Genomic DNA, 20245 nt, shown 5'->3' with positions numbered 1-20245 from the left:
AACGCTATTTCACCGGGTTCCGTCAGTGGCCGGCATCAAGGTCGAGGGAACTGGGGGTGAGGAGGTAGACGAGGGCGCCGGCCAGGGCCAGGATCACTGCTCCGGCCAGGCCGACCTTGCCGACGGCGTCGTTGAACGCGGTAATCGCGGTGGCGGCCAGCTCAGGTGAGCCGGTGGCATGGGCGATCTCCAGCGCCCCGGCCAGCGATTCGTCGGCGCCGGGGACGTCGGTGCCGACCTTGGCGCTGAAGGCGACCGCGGCGATCGTCCCGAGCACCGCGACGCCCAGGACATTGCCGATGTCGTAGGCGGTTTCGTCCATCGCGGCGGCGTTGCCCGCCCGGTCGGGCGGGCTGCCGCCCATGATCATCGCCGACGCGATCGCCAGCGACCCGGCACCCGCGCCCTGCAGCACCATCGCCGCGACCACCCAGGGATAGCTGATCGGGTCCGGCGCCAGCCACATCATCAGCAGCCCGATCGCGGGCAGCCACAGTCCAAGCGCGATCACACGGCGAGCACCGAGCAGGTCGACCAGCCATCGGGAGATCACGGAGGTGATCACCGCACCACCGGCGAACGGCAACAACCTGAAGCCGGCCTGCAGCGGGCTGTGTCCTTCCACCAGTTGCAGCCACTGCGCCAGGACCAGTAAGCAACCACCCATCGCCAGCATCGAGAACAACGCCGCCAGGACGCCCGCAGAGAACTGCCGGTTGAGGAACAGCCGCACCTCCAGCAGCGGGTCCTCGCGGGTGCGGCAGCGCTGCACGAACCAGCCGAGCAACGCGAAGGACACCAGCAACGCCGCCCACGCCGCCGGGTTGGCGAGCCCGTCTGCCACGAACTTCTTGCCGAACTCCTTGATCGCCCACACCAGCGACGCCATACCGGCGATCGACAACAGCGACGCGAGCAGGTCCCAGCCGCCCACGCCGGCAACACGCGATTCCGGCATCAGGAACAGGGCCGCGACAATCGCGATCACCATCGGAGGCACGTTCACCAGGAATGCGGCATGCCACGAGAAATGTTCCAGCAGAAAACCACCCACGATGGGGCCGACCGCGGCGCCCGATGCGGACACCCCCGCCCAGATACCGATGGCCAGGGTGCGTTCACGCAGATCGGTGAACACCACCCGCAACATCGACAGGGTGGCGGGCATGATCATCGCGCCCCCCACCCCGAGCAGGGCCCGTAGGGCGATCACCGCCCCGGGCGAGTTGGCGAACAGGACCAGCAGCGAGATCAGCCCGAACAGGGCAAAACCACTGATCAGCATCAGCTTTCGACCCACCCGGTCGGCGAGGGCGCTCATCGTCACCAGCAGCCCGGCCAGCACAAGCGAGTAGGCATCGACCATCCACAGCTGCGCCGTCGACGACGGTCGCAGGTCGGCACTGATCGAGGGTAACGCCACGTTGAGTACGGTCAGATCCATCACGACTGTCAGCAGGGCCACCGACAGCACCGTCAGCACCAGCCACCGCCGCCAGGGCGGTAGTTCGGCGGTGAGCGAACCGTCGTCGTGGTATCCGATACGTGTCTCGTTCATCGGTGGTCTCCTTCGGAGATGATGCGGACCAGGTGCTCGATCCAACTGACCGGAAGTCGCCGATCATGCAGTGCCGCATAGAGAATTGCGCCGTCGGCAAAGACCGCGAGCATCGTCGCCGCCTGCGGTCCCGTGTAGGGGGTGAGAATGTCGACGAGGCCGTTGAACCAGGTCCGGCTCAGTTCGCGCAGTTCGGGTCGTTGCAGGCCGGCGGTATAGATCGCGGTCTCGGTCGCGACGTTGTCGGTGTCCTGCAGGTAGGTGTCGAAGTACGCGGCCAGCCCTGCCGGTGAATGATCACCGTGGGCGAGTTCGTCGGCGAGGTCCGCCAGGTCGTGTTCCACCTTGGCGGTCAGATACTCGATTGCCGCCGTATTCAGGTCGTCGAGGGTGTCGAAGTAGTAGGTGGTCGACCCCAGCGGGACACCGGCCTTCTCTGCGACCATCCGATGGGTGAGTTTGCCGGAATGCCCGCCGCACATGAGTTCGGCGGCCGCTTCGACGATCCGTTGTCGCCGACCTTCCCGGTCACGTACCACCACTGATGCCCCTCTCCGGTCTGTACAAATGTACATGTACGTTTGTACAGAACAGCTCCGGGCATGGCAAGGGCTCACCCGAGATGACCCCCGCGGTACGACCTACGCCGCCGCGCCCGCTGAGTACGGGCGGGAAGCGCTACGTCGGCGACCACACGGATCGTCCACGCACTATTCGGATACTCGGACCAATGCCGTCCCGGGCGCGGATGTCACCTGGTCCGGTGTCAAAATGCCGTACGAGGATATGAATCCGACCCCGACGCGGATCACATCAGCCGATACTGAACGGTTTGCCGTAGACGGCGACCTTCGTCTTCGAGGACTTCTCGTAAGCGGTGACGTTGGCATACAGTCGCGCCTGCGCGTAGCCGGCACACCCGGTCAATCCGAAGGTTTTGTCGGTGAACGTCAGGCTCGCCGAATGTCCGTCGAAAGTGTAGTAGCCGACTCTTTCTGTGTCCCCGTTATCGTCTTTCTGAGTGAACGACAGGACCGGCTGTCGTTCCACGTCACCAGGACCCAACGTGATCTCGCCGCCGGCAGATGCGTCGACTTCCACTGCACTGTCACCGGCTTCGGAGGTGCTCTCGCCATCGGCACCGGCCCCGAATGCAACCTGGCACCCGATGATGTACCCGACCTCCAACCGGCCCTTGGTCATTGTCCTGCTTGCTTTGACCCGCACCGTTCCGGAAACCCAGACATTGCGGTGCAAAGGCGTGCCCCCCATGGACGGTGAGATCCGCGCACGATCATCGGCTGTGACAGTGATGGCGCTACCGTCGGACAGTCGGCTGACGGTCTGCACTCTGGGCAGATCCACCCGGGTGTCGGCGGCGGCCGGAGACGTACCGAGGGACAATCCTGCGACAAATACGGCTCCCGACGCCGAGATGACCATCGGTCGCTTCATGAAAGGATGCATTTTGTGCCCTAATGTAGACGGTGGCGGGGATCAGCCGAGACTGAAGGGTCGGCCATAGAGCCAGCCCACGTATCGGTGCGCGCCCTCGCCTGTTTCGATCTTGGTGACGGATCGGGCCTGCGCGTAGCCCCCGCATCCGGTGATCTCGAGCCCTTGACTCGCGTACCGGATGCTGGCGCGGCCATCGACGAGATCGATATCGGTCACCCTGCTGTACTTGACCTCACCGACCTTCAACGGGATCGACAGTCCTGCGGACAACGCCGACGAATCGAGTGTCAGCTCACCGCCGAGACTTCCCGCCAAGCCGGAGATGTCGACCTGGCAACCGACGATGTAGCCGACCTCCAACTCGGCGTCTACGCCCTTGGGTGCGGTGCCGGAGACGACCCCACTCACCCAGGCGGTCCGTCCGGTGCCGTTCGCATTGAGGGCCGGCGAGATCACGGCCCGTTCGTTGCTCCGCTTGATGGTGTAGCCGTTTTCGCTTCGCCAGCCGCCGGGCAGCCGCACCGTCGTGTCGGCGTTCGCAGACGCAGGACGCGACATCGCCAGCAGACTCGTCGCGGCCACACCCACGATCGTCGCGGCAAGGACGCATTTTCCGGAGAGCCCGAGGCTTGATCGATCATCGAACAATGCAGTCAGTCCTTCGTCGGCGGGCCACACCCGCGTTGCTACATGAATGCATCCACGACACCAGGCGAAACTCTGGTGAACTGATGGTGAATCTGTGAGTTCGCTGTGCAGACCTCCCGCAACTCCCGGGGAGGCCGGTACCGCGCTCATCAGGGCCTATCCTCGGCGTGTGCGTCAGAACCCGGCCCAGGCATTGCCAACGATCCTTGTCGTCGACGACGAACAGTCCATTCGCAACCTGCTGTGCATGTCGTTGCGGATGAGCGGGTTCGAGGTTCTCGAAGCGGCTGACGGCAAGACCGCGCTGGGCGTCGCGATCAGCACCGATCCCGACCTCATCGTGCTGGATGTCATGCTGCCCGATCTCGACGGGTTCGCCGTGGCAAGAACACTGCGCTCCCGCGGCGACGATGTCCCCATCCTGTTCCTGACCGCTCGCGGTACCCAGCAGGACCGCATCGATGGGCTCGAGTCCGGTGGGGACGACTTTGTCGTGAAGCCCTTCAGTATCGCTGAGATCGTCTTGCGCATTCGTGCGATCCTGCGGCGGACGCGCGGCGAGGACACCGGGAGTTCGCGACTCGTCTATCGCGACCTCGAGGTCGACCTCGACGCTCATCGGGTGTTTCGCGGTGGAGACGAGATACGGCTGTCGGCCACCGAGTTCAATGTTCTCGACTACCTGCTCCGGAATGCGGAGAAGGTGATGAGCAAGAACCAGATCTTCGAGCACGTATGGGGATACGGCGAGGGACAAAACGAACGAGTGGTCCAGACTTTCGTCAGTCAACTCCGGCGCAAGATCGACGATGGCCGGACCCCTCTCATCCAGACCGTCCGTGGAATCGGCTACACGATCCGCAGCGAGCCTCCGCGAACGTGAAAGCGATTCGGAGACCGGCAAAATGGAGTATCAGAGGCCGATTGGTCGCCGCGCTCATGGTGGTCACCGTCGTGGGGTTCGTGATCTTCGGGGCTATCAGCACACTCGTGCTCGAGAGGCTCCAGGAGGTTCGGCTCGATGGGCAACTCGACGTGATAGCCACCGACATCAGCGGCACAAGTCAGCCACCACCGAAGTCGCTGCCGGAGGCGGACCAAGCGCCCTCGGAGTTCCGGCTGATGTACTTCGACGGTGACGGCAGACCGATGATCCGACTGGGTGCTCCCGTCGGGAAGAGCACCTACCCCCATCTGCCGGACATGAACACCGAGGCCGTGCGCACGCGGGGGCCGAAGCCGTTCACGGCTCCTGACGAGAAGTCCGACGTACGCTGGCGCGTGCGCACATTCGTGCGTACGGGAGCTGCCGCCGAGAACTCATCGGAGACCGCGGCAGTGGCCATCTCCATGGAGACCGTCGACGGCACCGTCGCGTGGCTGCGATCAATCGAGCTCATCGCCGGAGCCATTCTCCTTCTGGTGATGACCATGGTCGCCATTGTCGTGGTGCGAATAGGCTTGCGCCCCCTGACGAGTATCGAGATCGCTGCGACGTCCATCGCGGACGGCGATCTGGAACGGCGGGTGAGCGTCGACGGTCACACCGAGGTGACTCGCCTCGGCGAGGCATTCAACACGATGCTCGATCGCCTGGCCGACGTGATGCAGCAACTGGCCGGCTCCGAACAACGGATGCGTACTTTCATCGCTGATGCCTCGCACGATTTACGGACACCCTTGACGGCGATCCGCGGATACGCCGAACTGTATCGCCACGGGCCCGGCGATGAAGCGACGCGCCGCGAGATCGTCGCGCGAATCGAAACGGCTGCGCAGCGTATGGGCAGGTTGGTCGACGATCTGGTGGAGCTGGCCGAATACGACGAACGGCCCGCACTCCGCACTGTCGACGTGGACATCGCACAACTCGTCCGCGACACAGCCGACGAGGCGAGATCGGGGGCGCCGACTCGTGACGTCACGGTCACCGGCGCCGAGACGCCCGTGATCGTGCGTGGTGACGACCGCGCCTTGCGGAGGGTGTTCGGCAACCTGATCGGGAACGCGCTGGTCCACACGAATGGTTCCGTTCGCATAGTGATCGCGGAGCCGCACCGATCTCCCGACGAGCGTGCGGCGCTGCCGGCCAGGGCAGTAGCCGGAGCGGCCGGTTCCGCCGAGGATGGCGTGAACGTCTACGTCATCGACGACGGCCCGGGTATTCCGCCGGAAAAATCGGCGCACGTGTTCGAACGCTTCTACCAGGCCGACGAGTCTCGTGAGCGTGGTGTCGGATCCGGGCTCGGACTGTCCATCGTGGCGGCGATCCTCACCGCGCACCGCGGCCGGGTGGAGTTGCTCGACACCGATCGAGGCGCGACGTTCAGGGTCACCCTCCCCTTGGGCTGACAGCAAACTCCAAGCCTCCCCAGACAGTCACCGAATGTTCACCATCTGTACTGATCGTCGTGATGTGGTGTTCATCCGGCCACGACGAGAGAGGTATGTATGGGTGTGAGGGACTGGTTCGCGCGAACTGACGAGCCTTCGACGACGCAGGCCGAAGACTCACCCGTCCCGGCGCGTCCAGCCGGATATCAGCAGACCGCGAGCAAACTGCATGCCTTCAACCGCTACGAGATCAAGTACTTCGTCGACGAGCTTCGCGTGCCGGAGTTGAGGAGCGAACTCACGGCGCGAATGAACTCCGACCCATATTCGCCCATCGGTGGATACCCCGTTACGTCGCTCTACTACGACACGCCGGATCTGCGCTTCTACTGGGAGAAGATCGAAGGTCTCAAGTTCCGCCGGAAGCTCCGGATCCGCCTCTACGGAGATCCTGCCGACTGTACCGAGGAGACCCCGGTTCAGATCGAGATCAAGCAGCGGGTGAACCGCGTCACGCAGAAGCGTCGGACCGCGATGCCCTACGGCATCGCCCGTCGATGGCTGGACGATCGCGAACCCATCGACTGCGATCCGTCGCAGCGTCCGTTCGTCGAGGAGGTCACGACGCTGATCGGCAATCTCGACCTGCGACCGACGGTCACCACCGGCTACCTCCGCGAGGCATTCGTCGGCCGGGACGCCGACCTGGGTCTCCGGGTGACCATCGACCACAAGGTCCACGGCCGCGACCGTGACTTCTACTTCGGCGCACCCGCGGAGAATCGCTTCACGATCCCTCCCAAACTGGCGATCGTCGAGGTCAAGGCAAATGAGCGCGTCCCGTACTGGGTCACCGACCTCACCGCACGGATGGACATGTCCGTTATCCGGGTGTCCAAGTACTGCCAGTCGGTGCAGGCGTTCGGCCTTGCTCCGCGATCCCGGCTCGGAGCACCCGAACTCATCGTGCCGCCCGAGGGATATGACTATGTGCCGACCGATCTGCTGAGTTCCCACCGCGATCTGTCGACCACGTCCGGCACCACCTCAACCACGACATAGCGACCCCGGGTGCCAACGGGTAGTCCGGCACCCGGGGCGTAAGGCCGTCCACGACAATAAAAGAAAGCCGATAATGAAAGAAGGCCCATGAACTTCGATATCCAAGACCTGAGCGGCACATTCACCACCTTCGACATCATCGCCTCGCTGTCCCTGTCGTTCGTGCTCTCGGCGATCATCGGTTGGGTCTATCGGGCCACTCACAAGAATGTCTCGTACAGCCAGTCCTATGTACAGACGTTGGTGCTGTGCGGCATGGTCGTCTCGTTGATCATGCTGGTGGTCGGCTCGAACATCGCGCGTGCCTTCGCCCTGGTCGGTGCACTGTCGGTCATCCGATTCCGTAACGCCGTCAAGGAAACTCGCGATGTCGGGTTCATCTTCCTCGTGATGGCGATCGGTATGACAACCGGCACACGCTTCTACGTTCTCGCCATCGCGGCGACTGTCGCGATCTGCCTCGTGCTGGTACTCATGAGCAAGTTCAACTGGTTCAAGCTCGATGTCCAGCGACAGGTGGTCAAGGTACAGGTGCCACCGGAGCCCGAGTACACCGCACGGGTCGAGGACGTGATGATCGAGAACTGCAAGGAGTACGAGCTGGTGTCCACCGAGTCGGTCCGCTCCGGGGCGTTGTCCGAGTTGTACTACACCGCCCAGCTCAAGAAGGGAAAGAAGCCCGGCGAACTCATCGCGGCGCTCAGCGGGGTCAATACGGGCCAACGGGTCACGGTTCTGACCGGATACGACCAGACCGACATCTGACGCGATGGAGCACGCCGAACAACCGTCGCCGAACCGGCCTCCGCGCTCCCGGCTGCGCCATCGGATACCGAAATCGGTTCGCCAGCACTGGAAGATCCCTGTCATCCTGGCCGCGTTCGTCGCGCTGTCGGCCACGGTCGCCGGCGGCTGGAAGATCAGTCCGATCATCACCGGCGATGAATCGACCATTGCCTCCGAGATCACGACCAACATCGCCGGCACGGTCGACTTGTTCGACACCTCCAGCGAACACCGTCTGACAATAGACATTCCCGATGCCGAATATCGGGATCTGCTCGATTCGTACGAGAAGAACGGCGATAAGGATTGGGTTGCCGCGGATGTGGTCATCGACGGCACGTTCATCAACGACGTAGCAGTCCGCCTCAAAGGCAACTCCACACTGATGGGACTTCGTGGCAACGGATTCCGGCCCGGGGGCGACAAGGGGGACGCGGGTCCGCCGGACGCGGGTCAAGCGGACGGTGCACCGAACACCGCCCAGTTGGAGCGGATGCGCAGGACCATGCCACAGGTGTCGAAAGACGATCCGACGTCGCTCCCGTTGCTGTTGAGCTTCAACGAGTACTACGACGGACGCGCCTACCAGGGTATGACAGAACTCTCGGTCCGACCTGGCACCCCGGTGCTGAATGAGGCCACCGCGTTGTCGGTGACCGCTCGGACCGATCAGCCCACACAGCGCTACTCGTACGTGACCTACCGGATCAACGGCAGTGAGACGGCCTCGAAATTGATCCTGGAACATCCTGATGAGGCATACGCCGACAGCTTGTTCGAGTCGAATGGGTACCTGTACAAGGCCGACGCCAACTCTCGGCTGACGTATGTGGGTGATGATCAGTCCGACTACTCTGAACAGTTCACGCAGATCAACTCTAGTGATGCGGGAAATCTGCAGCCCATCATCAACCTGGCACGTTGGCTCGACCGGGCCGACGACGAGGAATTCGATTCCGACCTTGCGCAGCGGGTGGACGTCGACTCCCTCACGAAGTACGTCGCCACGCAGAATCTGCTGGGTAACGGTGACGACATGAGCGGGCCCGGACAGAACTACTACCTCTGGTACGACCTCGCGACCAAGAAGTTCACCGTCATCTCCTGGGATCTGAACCTGGCCATGAACGGAGACGTCAACGCGGGTCCGTTCGACAAGACCTCGATCGGCCCCGGTGGAGGCAACCGGCAGCAGCAGGAAAAGGCGCAGACTACGGACGCCCAGACCGACACGCGCGCCGGCGCACCGCAGGGACAGGGCGCCGGTCCGGGCGGTGCGATGCGGGACACACAGAATCCGCTCAAGACCCGATTCCTGGCCTCGACCGCGTTCAAGGCCACCTACGAGGAAACCTACTGGAAGCTCTACGAGCAGATCTACCGGGACGGGATGGCCGACTCGATCCTGACCGAGGTGGCTGATCGTGTGCCGATCACCGCCAAACTGTCCGAGAGCGATCGTGACTCGGCGGTGGCGGATCTGCGGTCGTGGATCGCACAGCGGTCGAAAGCACTGGCGGCCAAGCGTTCCGCATGAATAACCAATGACGATCAGCGATGAGCGGTATTGCTCCCCCGGCAACGCCTCCGCCGCCACGCAACATCGCTCACGCCGACGATCAGGCAGATCACGCCGATGCCGACCCAGATCACGATCGTCATACGGGTGCACACGTCATCGACGTCCGCATCGGGCCCGAGTAGTTGGGACAGGATCTTCGTCGCGGTGGCCAGTTTCTGCGCCGACGACACGAACAGTGATCCGGACCGATTCGTTCATGATGTGATCGGACTCCGATCGCTGCAACATGAGCGCGGCTCTGCGATCTCGACCGCGGGGCCGCGCTCCTATCTGTCCGCAACACGATGTGGAGCACTCGGCATAGATTCACAGTAAGTCAGCAGCTTCGCCGCGGTATTCACAGCAAACCGACAGAATCACAGATCAGCGGGATTTTATTTGAAGATTCCGTGCGGCGGATAGTCCGGATATTCCGCCCGAATCGGCAGCTGACGCCATTCGGGCCGGTCGATGCTTGAAGTACCTTTGATTCCGGGGATACCGTCCTTCTCAGTACCGATACTCATCGGCGCTTTCAGTTGTGATGACGTCATCTGACGGTGTCACCGGACGAAGGAGAAATGCCATGCCTCCACTTCGCGGACCCGGCGGACCCGGCGGGCGTCCCGGACCACGTGGCCCTGTCGGCCCTGCCCCTGGTCGTGGCCCTGTCGGCCCTCCCGTGCGTCGCACGCCGATCGCACCGTTTCCGCAGCCCCGCAGGCCACGCCCGTGGTCGTTCCCCTGGGGTAGCTGACCCCGGCAACCGGAAATCGATGGTTTCGAGTCCCCGTCGCAGCAGCGACGGGGACTCGTCGTCATGTCCGGGCGACAATGGCCGTGACCTGGCTCAGCGCCGCCGCAACCGGCCGCTGTCAACCTCCACGGTGTAGTCGGCCAGTGCCGCGACGTGGGGATCATGGGTGATCAGGAGCGTCGTACGGGACTGTGCCAGCCTGCACATGGGCTCGATGACACGTGCGGTGGTGGCGGCGTCGAGGCCGGTGGTCGGTTCATCCAAGATCAGCAGCGGAGTGTCGCGCAGGAACGCCCGCGCCAGGGCGATGCGCTGTCGCTGCCCGCCGGAGAGGTTGGTCCCGCGTTCGGCCAGCCGGGCGTCGAACCCGCCCGGCAGTCGTTCGATGAACTCGGTCGCGTCGGCTGAGGCGGCCGCCCGCCGGATCTGGTCGTCGGTGGCCTCGGGACGGCCGTAGGCGATGTTCTCGGCGACCGTTCCACCGAAGAGGGCCACCTGCTGCGGCAGCATCGCCACATGGGCCCGCAACGTGGGTATGCCCAGCGATCGAATATCGCTGCCGTTCAACAGGATTTCTCCGGTGTCGGGATCGTAGAAGCGCAGCAGCAAGTAGGCCAGGGTGCTCTTGCCCGCGCCGCTGGCACCCAGCACCGACACGAAATCACCATCGTTGATAGTCAGGTCCGCGTGTTCGAGGACGGGGTGTTCGGAATCGGGGTAACTGAAGCCCACATCGCGGAAGACGAGGGACGCCATATCCGCGACGGGACCCATCACCGGCCGGGTGAGCATTGCCTCGGCGGCACCGTCGGAGGCGTCGGCGACAACGGTCGGGTCGTCGAGGGCGGGATCATCGGCGTCGACGATCCCCATGGGCTCGTCGAGCACCTGCGCGACGCGTTCGGCGCTGGCCGTCGCGGACGTGACTTCCACGACCAGCCCGCCGAGCGTCTGGATTTGCGGATAGAGATAGCCGAGATAACCGGTCAGCGCGATGAGCGTACCGATGCTCGCGCGACCGGTGGAGATCTGCCACGCACCGAAGAACAGGACGGCGATCATGCAGAGCACCTCGGCGGTACTGACCGCCTCGGCGAAGGCGGCGTTCGCCTTGATCTCCGCCATTCGGGCATCACGCCACCGTCGGGATTGCCGCAGCACGCGCAGCCGGTCGCTACCGACCTGGTTGTCCGCCTGAATCGCCAACGAGTTGGTCAGGCCTTCCTGGATGAGGGTGCTGATCTTGCCGTTGGCATAGCGTTCCCGGCGGGAGGCACGTTTGACCACGACTCCGAACCATCGTGCGATCACCCACAACAAGGGTGCCAGGACAATCGCGAACAGCGCGAGATCCCACTGTGTTACGAACGCCGCGGTGGCATAGATCACGAGGCTGACGACGGCGACGACGGCGGAGATGATTCCCGACGAGAGGAGGCTGTCGATGGCCTCGACGTCGGAACTGTGGCGTGCGATGAGATCGCCGGTACCGAAGCGGGACCGCGTATGCGGAGCCAGCCGCTGAGTATGGGCGTACAGCTGGTCACGCAGGCGCAGCAATACCTTCTCGGTTACCGCACCACCGATCACGTTGCCGACGTACGAGAACACAGCGCCCAACAGTGACACCGTGACCCAGATCAGCATCGGCCGGGTCAGTGCGCCGAGATCCCCGGCGACCAGCACGTTCTCGACGATGTGGGCGAATAGGGCGACCGTGATGACGGTGGTGCCCACCTCCAGGAGGTACAGCACGATCGCCAGTGCCAATTTCCAGCGTTCCCCGGCAAGCAGCGGCGAGAACCGGCGGATGGTCGTCAGGACGTTGAGTGAATCCGGACGGTCGTCGGCGGGCCCGGTCTCCCTCTCGCCGGGTCTGTTCGCCGTCTCGTCGGCTTCCTCCGGTTCGGGAGCGGCACTCCATCGTGACCTCCGCAATCCGGCCATATCCCCACCCTCTGCCCTACTGTTCGGTCGAACCCCGGCCGTTCGACGGCCCTGGCAGCAGGATATCCATAGTCGGTCCCCGAACCAGGGGTTCCGGGTGCGGACGTTTCGACAGCATCATCGAGATGGGACTGCCGTCGGATCACTATGGCGATCAGAACCGCCATTTATACCAAGATGCCCTACTGTGGCGATTACAATCGCCACAGTAGGAGCTCTCGTGGAACTTGTCGACCGCCCGCTCTACCTGGATCGGATAGAACCGCTCATCGATACCCCTGGGAGAAGCTCGTCAACTCCCTGGTCGCGGAAGGACGAGCCGACCTTTACATCACCGGTTCCAACTCCCATCTGCTGTCCGGTGAGCTCGCAACCTATATCGCCGGCCGCTACGTCTCGATCGAGGTATGGCCGCTTTCGTTCACCGAACATCTGGCCTTCGGCGAAGCATTCTCCCAGCGTGACATGACCCGAATCGACGACGAGTTCGCGAGATACCTGCGCTTCGGCGGCTTCCCGGGCGTTCACGTTGTCTCGTTCGACGAGCCGGATGCCCGGTCCGTCGTCACCGACATCTTCCGGTCGACGCTCGTCCGTGATGTCCTCACCCGGCACAAGATCCGCGATGCGAACATGTTCGAACACGTGGCCACCTTCGCAATCGACAACGTCGGCAACCCCTTCTCAGCTCGACGGGTGGCCGGTTTCATGAAATCCCAACGCCGGTCCATCAGCCACGAAACAGTACTCAACTACCTGTCGGCGCTCGAAGAAGCCTTTGTCATCGCGCGGGTGCCACGATATGACCTTCGCGGACGAGCCTTACTGAGTACAGATGAAAAGCACTATGTCGGCGACCATGGCATCGTCCACGCACTCTTCGGATACTCCGATCAACGACTCCCCGGCGTCCTCGAGAACATCATCTGGATGGAACTTCGGCGCCGGGGATACGACGTCACCATCGGCAAGGTAGGCGCCACCGAAGTGGACTTCGTTGCCACCCGTCAGAACGATGTCCGCTACGTCCAAGTCGCCACCACCATCGCGCTCTCACCGGAAACCCGCCGACGCGAGTACGCCCCGCTCGAAGCGATCAACGACAACCATCCCAAGTACGTGCTCACCCTGGACCCGATGGCCGGCGACAACACCGACGGAATCCGCCACCTGCGAATTCCCGATTTCCTGCTATCCGCCGAGCAATGAGTGTTCTGAACTTGAAAGGCCCGGCGACGACCTGACCCTACCCCCGCGCCATATCGACGAAGCGGCTGAGGTGGAGCTGGTGGGCGACGGTGATGGTGGCGGTCGGGCCGTTGCGGTGTTTACCGACGATAATGTCGGCTTCGCCGGCGCGCGGGTCGTCGCGTTCGATGGAGTCGGGGCGATGGAGCAGGATGACCATGTCGGCGTCCTGCTCCAGTGATCCCGATTCACGCAGGTCCGAGACCTGGGGACGCTTGTCGGTGCGCTGTTCGGGGCCACGGTTGAGCTGCGAGATCGCGACGACGGGGACTTCGAGTTCCTTGGCCAGGAGTTTCAGCGAACGGGAGAACTCGGAGACCTCCTGCTGACGGGATTCGACCTTCTTACCGGAGGTCATCAGCTGCATGTAGTCCACGACAACGAGTTTCAGATCGTGGCGCTGTTTGAGGCGGCGGGCCTTGGCACGAATCTCCATCATCGTCAGGTTGGGTGAGTCGTCGATGAACAGTGGGGCTTCGGAGATCTCGCCCATCCGCCGCGCCAGGCGGCTCCAGTCGTCGTCGCTCATCGAACCCGAACGCATGTCGGCCAGTTTGATCTTCGCCTCCGCCGACAGCAGGCGCATAACAATTTCGATCTTCGACATCTCCAGCGAGAACATCGCCGACGTCAGTTGGTGGCCGATCGCCGCGGACCGAAGGAAATCCATTGCGAGCGTGGAGTTGTGGGTGGGCACCATCGCCTCACCGGCCAGGTACATGGCGTCGTCGTTGTCGACCTGCACGCACCGCACCGGCACGCTCGGCACCGGGCGCACCGACACCACCCGACGCACACCGGCCTTGCGGCGCAGCTCCTTGTGCCGGATCACCTTGTGGTGCAACGTGAAAACGTCGTCGTCCGCATCCACACGAAGCCAGCCGGTGGCCGAGCGCTTGTAATTGTAGCCAAGTCCGGCAACAAGATCAGCCACGACAGCCGTCATGTGGCGGGTGGCGGCCGGAACGATGATCCAACCGTCGTCGTCGACGGTGGCGCGGGCATCGAGCAGTCCGGCGAGCAGCGCTCGGCGCTGGGCGATCGAACCGCGCAGATACTCCAGCGGGATCAGACCACCGAGATCGGCCATCAAGGTCATCACGTCAACCGGGCCCTCGGCGTCGATGCGCATCGCGATCTCGGGGTCGTCGAAAGCCATACCGGCAAGGGCGGCAACCGTATACGGACCGTACGCCACATTCTTGCGGGGTAGCTCCAGCGGTTTGGTGTTGCCGACGATCGCACACCCGACGTGCCCCCGCAGCGCCTCGGTGGTCATCGTGACCCGCTCGCCGTCGACCTTCACCACCCACTGGTGCTGTTCGTCGGCGACGAGCACCGCGCCGTCGTTGAACTCCACCTCGAAACAGGGGCGTTCGGTCATCACGTCCGTGGCCGCGACCACCCGGGTAGGGCGGCCGTCGGCGTCGAGCAGATAATCGCCCACCGAGACCCGGCCCATCGTCGTCCAGCCGTTCGGAGTGGGCAGCGGGGTGTCGAGCGCGAGCGCCTTGCCGACACCCGGTCGAGCCGCGACGATGATCATCTGCCCCGGGTGCAGACCGTTGGTGAGTTTGTCCAGATCCGCGAAACCGGTGGGCACGCCGAGCGAAAGGCCACCTCGGGAGGCTATCGAGTCGATCTCGTCCATCGTCGGTTGCAGCAGCTCTTCGAGGGGCACATAGTCCTCGGCGGTGCGCCGCTCGGTGACCTCGTACACCTCGGCCTGCGCACGGTCGACGACCTCGGCGACATCCTGGCCATCCGCCCCGGCGTAGCCGTACTGGACGATCCTGGTGCCCGCCTCCACCAGCCGGCGCAAGATCGCCTTCTCGGCGACGATCTCGGCGTAGTAGCCGGCGTTGGCCGCCGTGGGGACCGTCGAGATGAGCGTGTGCAGATACGGGGCGCCGCCGATCTTGCGCAGCTCGCCGCGGCGTTCCAGCTCCGCCGACACGGTGACCGCGTCCGCGGGTTCACCCTTGCCGTAGAGCTCCATGATGGCCTCGTACACCGACTGGTGTGCCGGCCGGTAGAAGTCACCCGAGCGCACCCGCTCGATGACGTCGGCGATCGCGTCCTTGGACAGCATCATGCCGCCGAGAACCGACTGTTCGGCCGTCAGATCCTGCGGGGGCTGCCGACCGAAGTCCCGCTCCGGGGGAGCATCGTCCGACCCGGGTACCTGCCCGTGATCATCGATAACTGCCACGTGTGAAACCCCTCAGTACTGCCCGCCGAACTCGCATCCGACCTGTCCCGATCATTCCGACATCCACCGGAACTACGTGTCCCGACATAGATCGCACGGCTCTGAAGATCGCCGCCCCGATCGATCACTACGCGGTCGGTCGAGACACTTCGGGAGACACTAGGCCCTATGGTGCGGCGCTCTCAACCGGGCCTGTGGACAGGGTTGTTGACTGCCTGTGGAGTTTCTGTGCAGACCGTGGGGATGGTTGTGCACACAGTGGGGAAAACCTGGGGAATTCCCTGGGCCAAAATCTTGTTTCAGCAGGTCAGAGCGTCAACGACTTTCCACAGTAGAAAATTCTCGATCGCGCGGCGTGTCGGGATAACCTCGCCGGGCGTGTCTTGCACCGGTCTGGACAACCACACGAGAGCGACCCGGCGGTGAACTCATGACGCCCGTAGTGCCCGCACAACCGAGCGACTACGGCGAACCGCTCATCCGGCCCAGCAACACCGCACGCGCCGCCGGCCAGTCGTCATCGGTCATCGCATACTGCGCGGTGGTCCGCCAGCCGGTTGTATCCCTCGTCGCTACGCCCGGCTCGGTTATATCCCCCGTCGCTCCGCTCGCCCCGGTACCGAACCGCCGGTGCTTGCGCAGCAGGCCCTCGAAGGTGGCACCCAGCTTCGCGATCGCCGCCCGCGATTGCGCGTTCGACTCGTGTGTATGCCACACCACGCGCACCGCGCCGCAATCCTCGAAGGCGTGCGTGAGCAGAAGGTACTTGGCGGTCGGGTTGACCGTCGTGCCCTGCACCTCGGTGGCGTAGTAGGTGTAGCCGATCGACGTCGACAGGTTAGCCGGATCGATCTCGTAGAAACTCGTGGAGCCCAGGATACGACCGCTGTCGTTGTCGACGACTGCGTAGGCGACACGGTACTCAGGGTCGGCCAGTGCCTTCTCGATCCATTGCCGCGCCGACCCGACATCCGTGGGGACACCGCTGGTCCAGCGGTAGGGACCGGGATCGTCGACGACCCGCGCCAGTTGCTCGGCATCGTCGAACGTGAATGGGCGCAGAGTTATTCGCTCCGCAATCAGTTTCTCGGTGCCCAGCCAGCCGCTCACCACATCCCCCGTTCAACGCCTCGACGCAACAATATCCATATCGGAGGTGTCAACGGATTTCCGGGTGAGCATCGACCGGAGTGGTTCGCGGGGCGGGGCTTCGATGAAGGCGAAGATGGCATACGCGAGCACCATCGCATGGACCCACACACCGAAGTTGACGCCGCCGATCACCCACCACTTCATGTCCGAACCCGACGTGTAGATACCGAACAACCGGAAAATGGTGGTATCCAAGACGAAATCGGCGACCAGGTAGGCCACGATGACCGGCCACCGGATCTGCAACAGCACGAAGAACGGCAGGATCCACAACGTGTACTGGGGTGAATGCACCTTGTGAAACAGCATGAAACCGGCCAGCATCGACGCCGCCACCCCGATCCATGGGAACGTGCCCACCCGTTCGTAGTAGCGCAGTCCCAAGTAGATCGTCAGCGCGAACGCCGCCAGGATCAGCATCGGCGACAGGACACCCACGAGACTGTTGTAGGTACTGTTCTGGCCGCCGGTGACATGCCGCAGACCCCAGTACCAGATCGAGTTCGTGTCGACGTCGGCCTTGCGCTGCCCCTGGAACGACAGCGCCGCCTTCCAGCCGTCGAAGCCGAGGATCATGAACGGGAGTTGGACGACGATCACCGTGATGATCGCGGCGGCGGTGACCCAGGCGGCGCCGATCCAGTCGAGGGGGCGGAAATCCTGGGTGTACCGATCCGGTGTCGTCTCACCGGGTTTCGAGGCTCGTCGCTTGCGCTCCTCACACCTCAACCGGCGGGGTTGGACACCCTCGACCGTAGAAGCGTCCCCGGCCTCACCGCGGGTGAGGACGTAGAGGGCCAGGGGGAGGACGAACAGGCCGGGGTAGATCTTGAGGCAAAAGCCCAGGGCCAGCAGGATCGAGGCCAGGATCGCGCTGGTACGCAACGATAATCGCCGTCGGGACGTTTTCGGATTGGTGCCCGCACCCCAGGCCATGACGGCAACCGCGGCGACAGCCGTTGCGGTGACCGGCAATTCCCAGTTATGGAACGAGTACAGCACCAAAGGTGGTGTGGCGGACCAGAACAGCACCCACCAGCGTACCATCAGGGCCAGCATGACCGTGATCGCCAGGCCGAACGGGACCAGCAACAGCACCGAGTGCTGAAAGAACTCGGTATCGGTGTGGGCGCCGATCGCACCGAGCCACATCATCATCCCGGACAGCACCGGATATTCGACGACACCACCGAACAGCTTGCCGTCGGCGTTGATCCCACCGTGGATGTACGGGAAGATGTGCTCGTCGATCCCACGTCCCTTCCACAGGTACATCAGATCCGAGTAGCAGGGCACCACCGCATCGGGGTCGCCGACCGGCCAGTGTGAACTGCGCCCGCCCTCCAGGAACGGTGGGCCACCGCATGTGACCTTGACCCGATACGACCAGTACATCAGCAGCGAGGTCAGCAGCAGCGAGGTCGCAACGATCACGGCGGTGTCGCCGCGACGCGACAATGAGGTGCGCCCGACTCGCAGAACAGGGTGGAAGCTCACGTCGAGCATGCGTTACAGGGTATGTGGTGGCCCGGCGACGGGCAGCACGCACCCATGCCCGCGAACGCCCACACCCACGAAGGCGGCGACATACCCAGGCGCACATCGATAAGGTGGCCGTCATGGCTCAACCACTGGTCCTGAGCAGTTCCCGCGCGGTACCCGTCGACATCGTCACGGCGTTTCAGCACACTCTGCCGGCACCGCTGTCATCGATCTTCCGACGCTGGTACGGCCCGATCGCACCCGTGAAGTCCACCTCAGGCGACGAACCGTGGGGGCACATCGGGCAGATCCGGACCATCACCCAGACCGGTGGCGGCACGATGCGCGAGGAACTCGTCGACGTCGACGCCCCCTACTCGTTCTCCTACCAGCTCACCGTTATCACCGGCCCACTGTCGGTGCTGATCTCGCACATAGGCGGCCGGTGGTCGTTCACGAGCGTCGGCACCGGCACCGAGATCACCTGGCAGTGGCGGCTGCACCCGCGGTCCAGGGTGGCGTCGTACGCGTTTCCCGTGATCGCCCGGCTCTGGCAGGGATACGCGCGCCAAGCCCTCGAAGAACTGTCGACGGTGCTGCTGGCCGACCCGGGCCACGGGGAGCCCGTACCGCACGACCAATAGCCCCCTGTGGCAGTGGCAATAGCGCACCCTGCGGCGATTTCGCAGGTCAACGGTTGGTCGTGTATCTTGGAGCGGTTGCCGACGCAGGCGACCCTCCTGCCACGGACAGTCCGTGGCCGACCTAGCCCATAGGAGGTGATGTGGTCATATGCGTCACTACGAATTGATGGTCATCCTCGATCCCAGTCTGGACGAGCGCACCGTCGCCCCTTCACTCGAAACCTTCCTCAACGTTGTTCGCAACGACGGTGGAAAGGTTGACAACGTCGACATCTGGGGCAAGCGCCGTCTTGCCTACGAGATCGCCAAGCACAGCGAGGGCATCTACGCCGTCATCGATCTCAACGCCGAACCCGCAACCGTCAACGAGCTCGACCGTCAGCTGAAGCTGAACGACTCGGTGCTGCGGACCAAGGTTCTGCGCAAGTAATCCTGGGCGCGGCCTTCCACAGCCGCACGATTGCACCCAGGATTGTCGCAGTCTGGTTCTAGGGTGGAGATCAACTCCACACGGAACCAGGTGCGGCTCGACCTTCGAGTACACACTCACGACACGAGGGGACTCCCATGGCAGGCGACACGGTCATCACCGTCATCGGCAACCTGACCGCCGACCCGGAACTGCGGTTCACACCGTCCGGCGCGGCAGTTGCCAACTTCACGGTGGCATCCACACCGCGCACCTTCGATCGTCAGACCAACGAGTGGAAGGACGGCGAAGCGCTGTTCCTCCGCTGCAACATCTGGCGCGAAGCCGCGGAGAACGTCACCGAAAGCCTGGTCAAGGGCTCCCGCGTCATCGTGCAGGGACGGCTCAAGCAGCACTCCTACGAAACCCGCGAGGGTGAGAAGCGCACCGTCGTCGAACTCGAGGTCGATGAGATCGGTCCCTCCCTGCGGTACGCCACCGCGAAGGTCAACAGGGCCTCGCGCGGCGGAGGCGGCAGCGGAGGCTTCGGATCCCCCGCAGGCGGAAGCCGCGGCGGTTCGAGCCAGCCGGTGGCCGACGATCCGTGGGGCTCCGCCCCCGCGAGCGGATCCTCGTTCAGCGGCGGGGACGACGAACCCCCCTTCTGATATTCGGCGGGCGCCGGGTACACCCGGCCCACCCGCAATGCATAACTGGAGCATCCATTGGCTAAGCAAAAAGGCCGGAAGGTCCGCGTCGAGAAGGTCACCAAGACCAAGGCGTGCACCTTCTGCAAGGACAAGAAGACCGACATCGACTACAAGGACACCGCGCTCCTGCGTCGTTTCCTGTCCGACCGCGGCAAGATCCGTTCGCGGCGCGTGACCGGCAACTGCGTGCAGCACCAGCGCGACGTCGCCGTGGCCGTGAAGAACTCGCGTGAGGTGGCCCTGCTGCCCTTCACCTCGACCAGCCGATAAGCGGGAG

At 63.8% G+C, this 20245-nt stretch carries 19 protein-coding genes; 10 read left to right on the top strand and 9 right to left on the bottom strand.

Annotated elements, in window-relative coordinates; translation table 11 throughout:
- Positions 1-22: 22 nt before the first annotated feature.
- The 4 genes from GII31_RS00715 to GII31_RS00700 form a co-directional block, all read right to left on the bottom strand.
- Positions 23-1558 carry an MFS transporter gene (locus GII31_RS00715; RefSeq protein ID WP_213245881.1) on the bottom strand — a complete coding sequence of 512 codons (1536 nt, stop codon included), beginning with the start codon at positions 1556-1558 and terminating at the stop codon, positions 23-25.
- Entirely contained in the window at positions 1555-2100 is a 546-nt protein-coding gene (locus GII31_RS00710) for a TetR/AcrR family transcriptional regulator (RefSeq protein WP_246222039.1), read from the bottom strand. Before GII31_RS00710 ends, GII31_RS00715 begins: the two co-directional genes overlap by 4 nt.
- A 271-nt stretch (positions 2101-2371) precedes the next feature.
- Positions 2372-3013, bottom strand: a complete 642-nt coding sequence (locus tag GII31_RS00705; RefSeq protein WP_213245877.1) for an MspA family porin — start codon at positions 3011-3013, stop codon at positions 2372-2374.
- A 42-nt stretch (positions 3014-3055) separates the two neighbouring features.
- The gene (locus tag GII31_RS00700) at positions 3056-3598 is read right to left on the bottom strand and encodes an MspA family porin (RefSeq protein WP_246222038.1); all 543 of its coding nucleotides are present in this window, start codon (positions 3596-3598) and stop codon (positions 3056-3058) included.
- 235 nt (positions 3599-3833) lie between these two features.
- Here GII31_RS00700 and GII31_RS00695 point away from each other — a divergent pair, with 235 nt between their 5' ends.
- The 5 genes from GII31_RS00695 (at position 3834) to GII31_RS00675 (ending at position 9383) form a co-directional block, all read left to right on the top strand.
- Entirely contained in the window at positions 3834-4547 is a 714-nt protein-coding gene (locus GII31_RS00695) for a response regulator transcription factor (RefSeq protein ID WP_260840219.1), read from the top strand.
- Between the two features lie 41 nt (positions 4548-4588).
- Entirely contained in the window at positions 4589-6016 is a 1428-nt protein-coding gene (locus GII31_RS00690; protein WP_213245875.1) for a sensor histidine kinase, read from the top strand.
- A gap of 99 nt (positions 6017-6115) precedes the next feature.
- A complete protein-coding gene (locus tag GII31_RS00685; protein ID WP_213245873.1) occupies positions 6116-7060 on the top strand; it encodes a polyphosphate polymerase domain-containing protein in 945 nt (314 codons plus the stop codon).
- An 87-nt stretch (positions 7061-7147) separates the two neighbouring features.
- The gene (locus tag GII31_RS00680) at positions 7148-7825 is read left to right on the top strand and encodes a DUF4956 domain-containing protein (protein WP_213245871.1); all 678 of its coding nucleotides are present in this window, start codon (positions 7148-7150) and stop codon (positions 7823-7825) included.
- A 4-nt stretch (positions 7826-7829) separates the two neighbouring features.
- Positions 7830-9383: a CotH kinase family protein gene (locus GII31_RS00675; RefSeq protein WP_213245869.1), complete on the top strand. Its 1554-nt coding sequence runs from the start codon at positions 7830-7832 to the stop codon at positions 9381-9383.
- Between the two features lie 14 nt (positions 9384-9397).
- Here the strand turns inward: GII31_RS00675 and GII31_RS00670 are convergent, their stop codons facing one another.
- Positions 9398-9598 (bottom strand): hypothetical protein, encoded by a 201-nt coding sequence (locus tag GII31_RS00670; RefSeq protein WP_213245867.1) that lies wholly within the window; start codon positions 9596-9598, stop codon positions 9398-9400.
- 659 nt (positions 9599-10257) lie between these two features.
- Entirely contained in the window at positions 10258-12111 is a 1854-nt protein-coding gene (locus GII31_RS00665) for an ABC transporter ATP-binding protein (protein WP_213245865.1), read from the bottom strand.
- A 147-nt stretch (positions 12112-12258) separates the two neighbouring features.
- On the opposite strand from GII31_RS00665, the gene GII31_RS00660 reads away from it, so the two are divergent.
- Positions 12259-13320 carry an ATP-binding protein gene (locus GII31_RS00660; RefSeq protein ID WP_213245863.1) on the top strand — a complete coding sequence of 354 codons (1062 nt, stop codon included), beginning with the start codon at positions 12259-12261 and terminating at the stop codon, positions 13318-13320.
- A 37-nt stretch (positions 13321-13357) separates the two neighbouring features.
- Here GII31_RS00660 and dnaB read toward each other — a convergent pair whose 3' ends face one another.
- The 3 genes from dnaB to GII31_RS00645 form a co-directional block, all read right to left on the bottom strand.
- The gene (gene dnaB / locus GII31_RS00655) at positions 13358-15571 is read right to left on the bottom strand and encodes a replicative DNA helicase (protein WP_213245861.1); all 2214 of its coding nucleotides are present in this window, start codon (positions 15569-15571) and stop codon (positions 13358-13360) included.
- A gap of 462 nt (positions 15572-16033) precedes the next feature.
- Positions 16034-16681 (bottom strand): GNAT family N-acetyltransferase, encoded by a 648-nt coding sequence (locus GII31_RS00650; protein ID WP_213245859.1) that lies wholly within the window; start codon positions 16679-16681, stop codon positions 16034-16036.
- Between the two features lie 12 nt (positions 16682-16693).
- Positions 16694-18229 (bottom strand): hypothetical protein, encoded by a 1536-nt coding sequence (locus tag GII31_RS00645; protein WP_213245857.1) that lies wholly within the window; start codon positions 18227-18229, stop codon positions 16694-16696.
- Positions 18230-18342: 113 nt separating this feature from the next.
- On the opposite strand from GII31_RS00645, the gene GII31_RS00640 reads away from it, so the two are divergent.
- The 4 genes from GII31_RS00640 to rpsR all read left to right on the top strand — a co-directional run bounded on the left by GII31_RS00640 (position 18343) and on the right by rpsR (position 20238).
- On the top strand, positions 18343-18849 hold the full coding sequence (locus GII31_RS00640; protein WP_260840218.1) for an SRPBCC family protein: 507 nt from the start codon (positions 18343-18345) through the stop codon (positions 18847-18849).
- Between the two features lie 148 nt (positions 18850-18997).
- Positions 18998-19279 carry a 30S ribosomal protein S6 gene (rpsF, locus tag GII31_RS00635; RefSeq protein ID WP_213245854.1) on the top strand — a complete coding sequence of 94 codons (282 nt, stop codon included), beginning with the start codon at positions 18998-19000 and terminating at the stop codon, positions 19277-19279.
- A gap of 137 nt (positions 19280-19416) precedes the next feature.
- Positions 19417-19926, top strand: a complete 510-nt coding sequence (locus GII31_RS00630) for a single-stranded DNA-binding protein (protein ID WP_260840217.1) — start codon at positions 19417-19419, stop codon at positions 19924-19926.
- 57 nt (positions 19927-19983) lie between these two features.
- A complete protein-coding gene (gene rpsR, locus GII31_RS00625) occupies positions 19984-20238 on the top strand; it encodes a 30S ribosomal protein S18 (protein ID WP_213245849.1) in 255 nt (84 codons plus the stop codon).
- Positions 20239-20245: the final 7 nt, after the last annotated feature.

Source organism: Gordonia pseudamarae (assembly GCF_025273675.1).
GTDB lineage: Bacteria > Actinomycetota > Actinomycetes > Mycobacteriales > Mycobacteriaceae > Gordonia > Gordonia pseudamarae.
This window is presented reverse-complemented; position numbering and strand designations above follow the sequence as displayed.

Excerpts from the sequence above, each read along its gene's own strand:
- GII31_RS00645 (WP_213245857.1), bottom strand. The coding sequence starts at position 18,229 with ATGCTCGACGTGAGCTTCCACCCTGTTCTGCGAGTCGGGCGCACCTCA.
- GII31_RS00630 (WP_260840217.1), top strand. The coding sequence starts at position 19,417 with ATGGCAGGCGACACGGTCATCACCGTCATCGGCAACCTGACCGCCGAC.
- GII31_RS00705 (WP_213245877.1), bottom strand. The coding sequence starts at position 3,013 with ATGAAGCGACCGATGGTCATCTCGGCGTCGGGAGCCGTATTTGTCGCA.
- rpsF (WP_213245854.1), top strand. The coding sequence starts at position 18,998 with ATGCGTCACTACGAATTGATGGTCATCCTCGATCCCAGTCTGGACGAG.
- GII31_RS00715 (WP_213245881.1), bottom strand. The coding sequence starts at position 1,558 with ATGAACGAGACACGTATCGGATACCACGACGACGGTTCGCTCACCGCC.
- GII31_RS00665 (WP_213245865.1), bottom strand. The coding sequence starts at position 12,111 with ATGGCCGGATTGCGGAGGTCACGATGGAGTGCCGCTCCCGAACCGGAG.
- GII31_RS00685 (WP_213245873.1), top strand. The coding sequence starts at position 6,116 with ATGGGTGTGAGGGACTGGTTCGCGCGAACTGACGAGCCTTCGACGACG.
- GII31_RS00675 (WP_213245869.1), top strand. The coding sequence starts at position 7,830 with ATGGAGCACGCCGAACAACCGTCGCCGAACCGGCCTCCGCGCTCCCGG.
- GII31_RS00640 (WP_260840218.1), top strand. The coding sequence starts at position 18,343 with ATGGCTCAACCACTGGTCCTGAGCAGTTCCCGCGCGGTACCCGTCGAC.
- GII31_RS00680 (WP_213245871.1), top strand. The coding sequence starts at position 7,148 with ATGAACTTCGATATCCAAGACCTGAGCGGCACATTCACCACCTTCGAC.
- GII31_RS00660 (WP_213245863.1), top strand. The coding sequence starts at position 12,259 with ATGGCGATCAGAACCGCCATTTATACCAAGATGCCCTACTGTGGCGAT.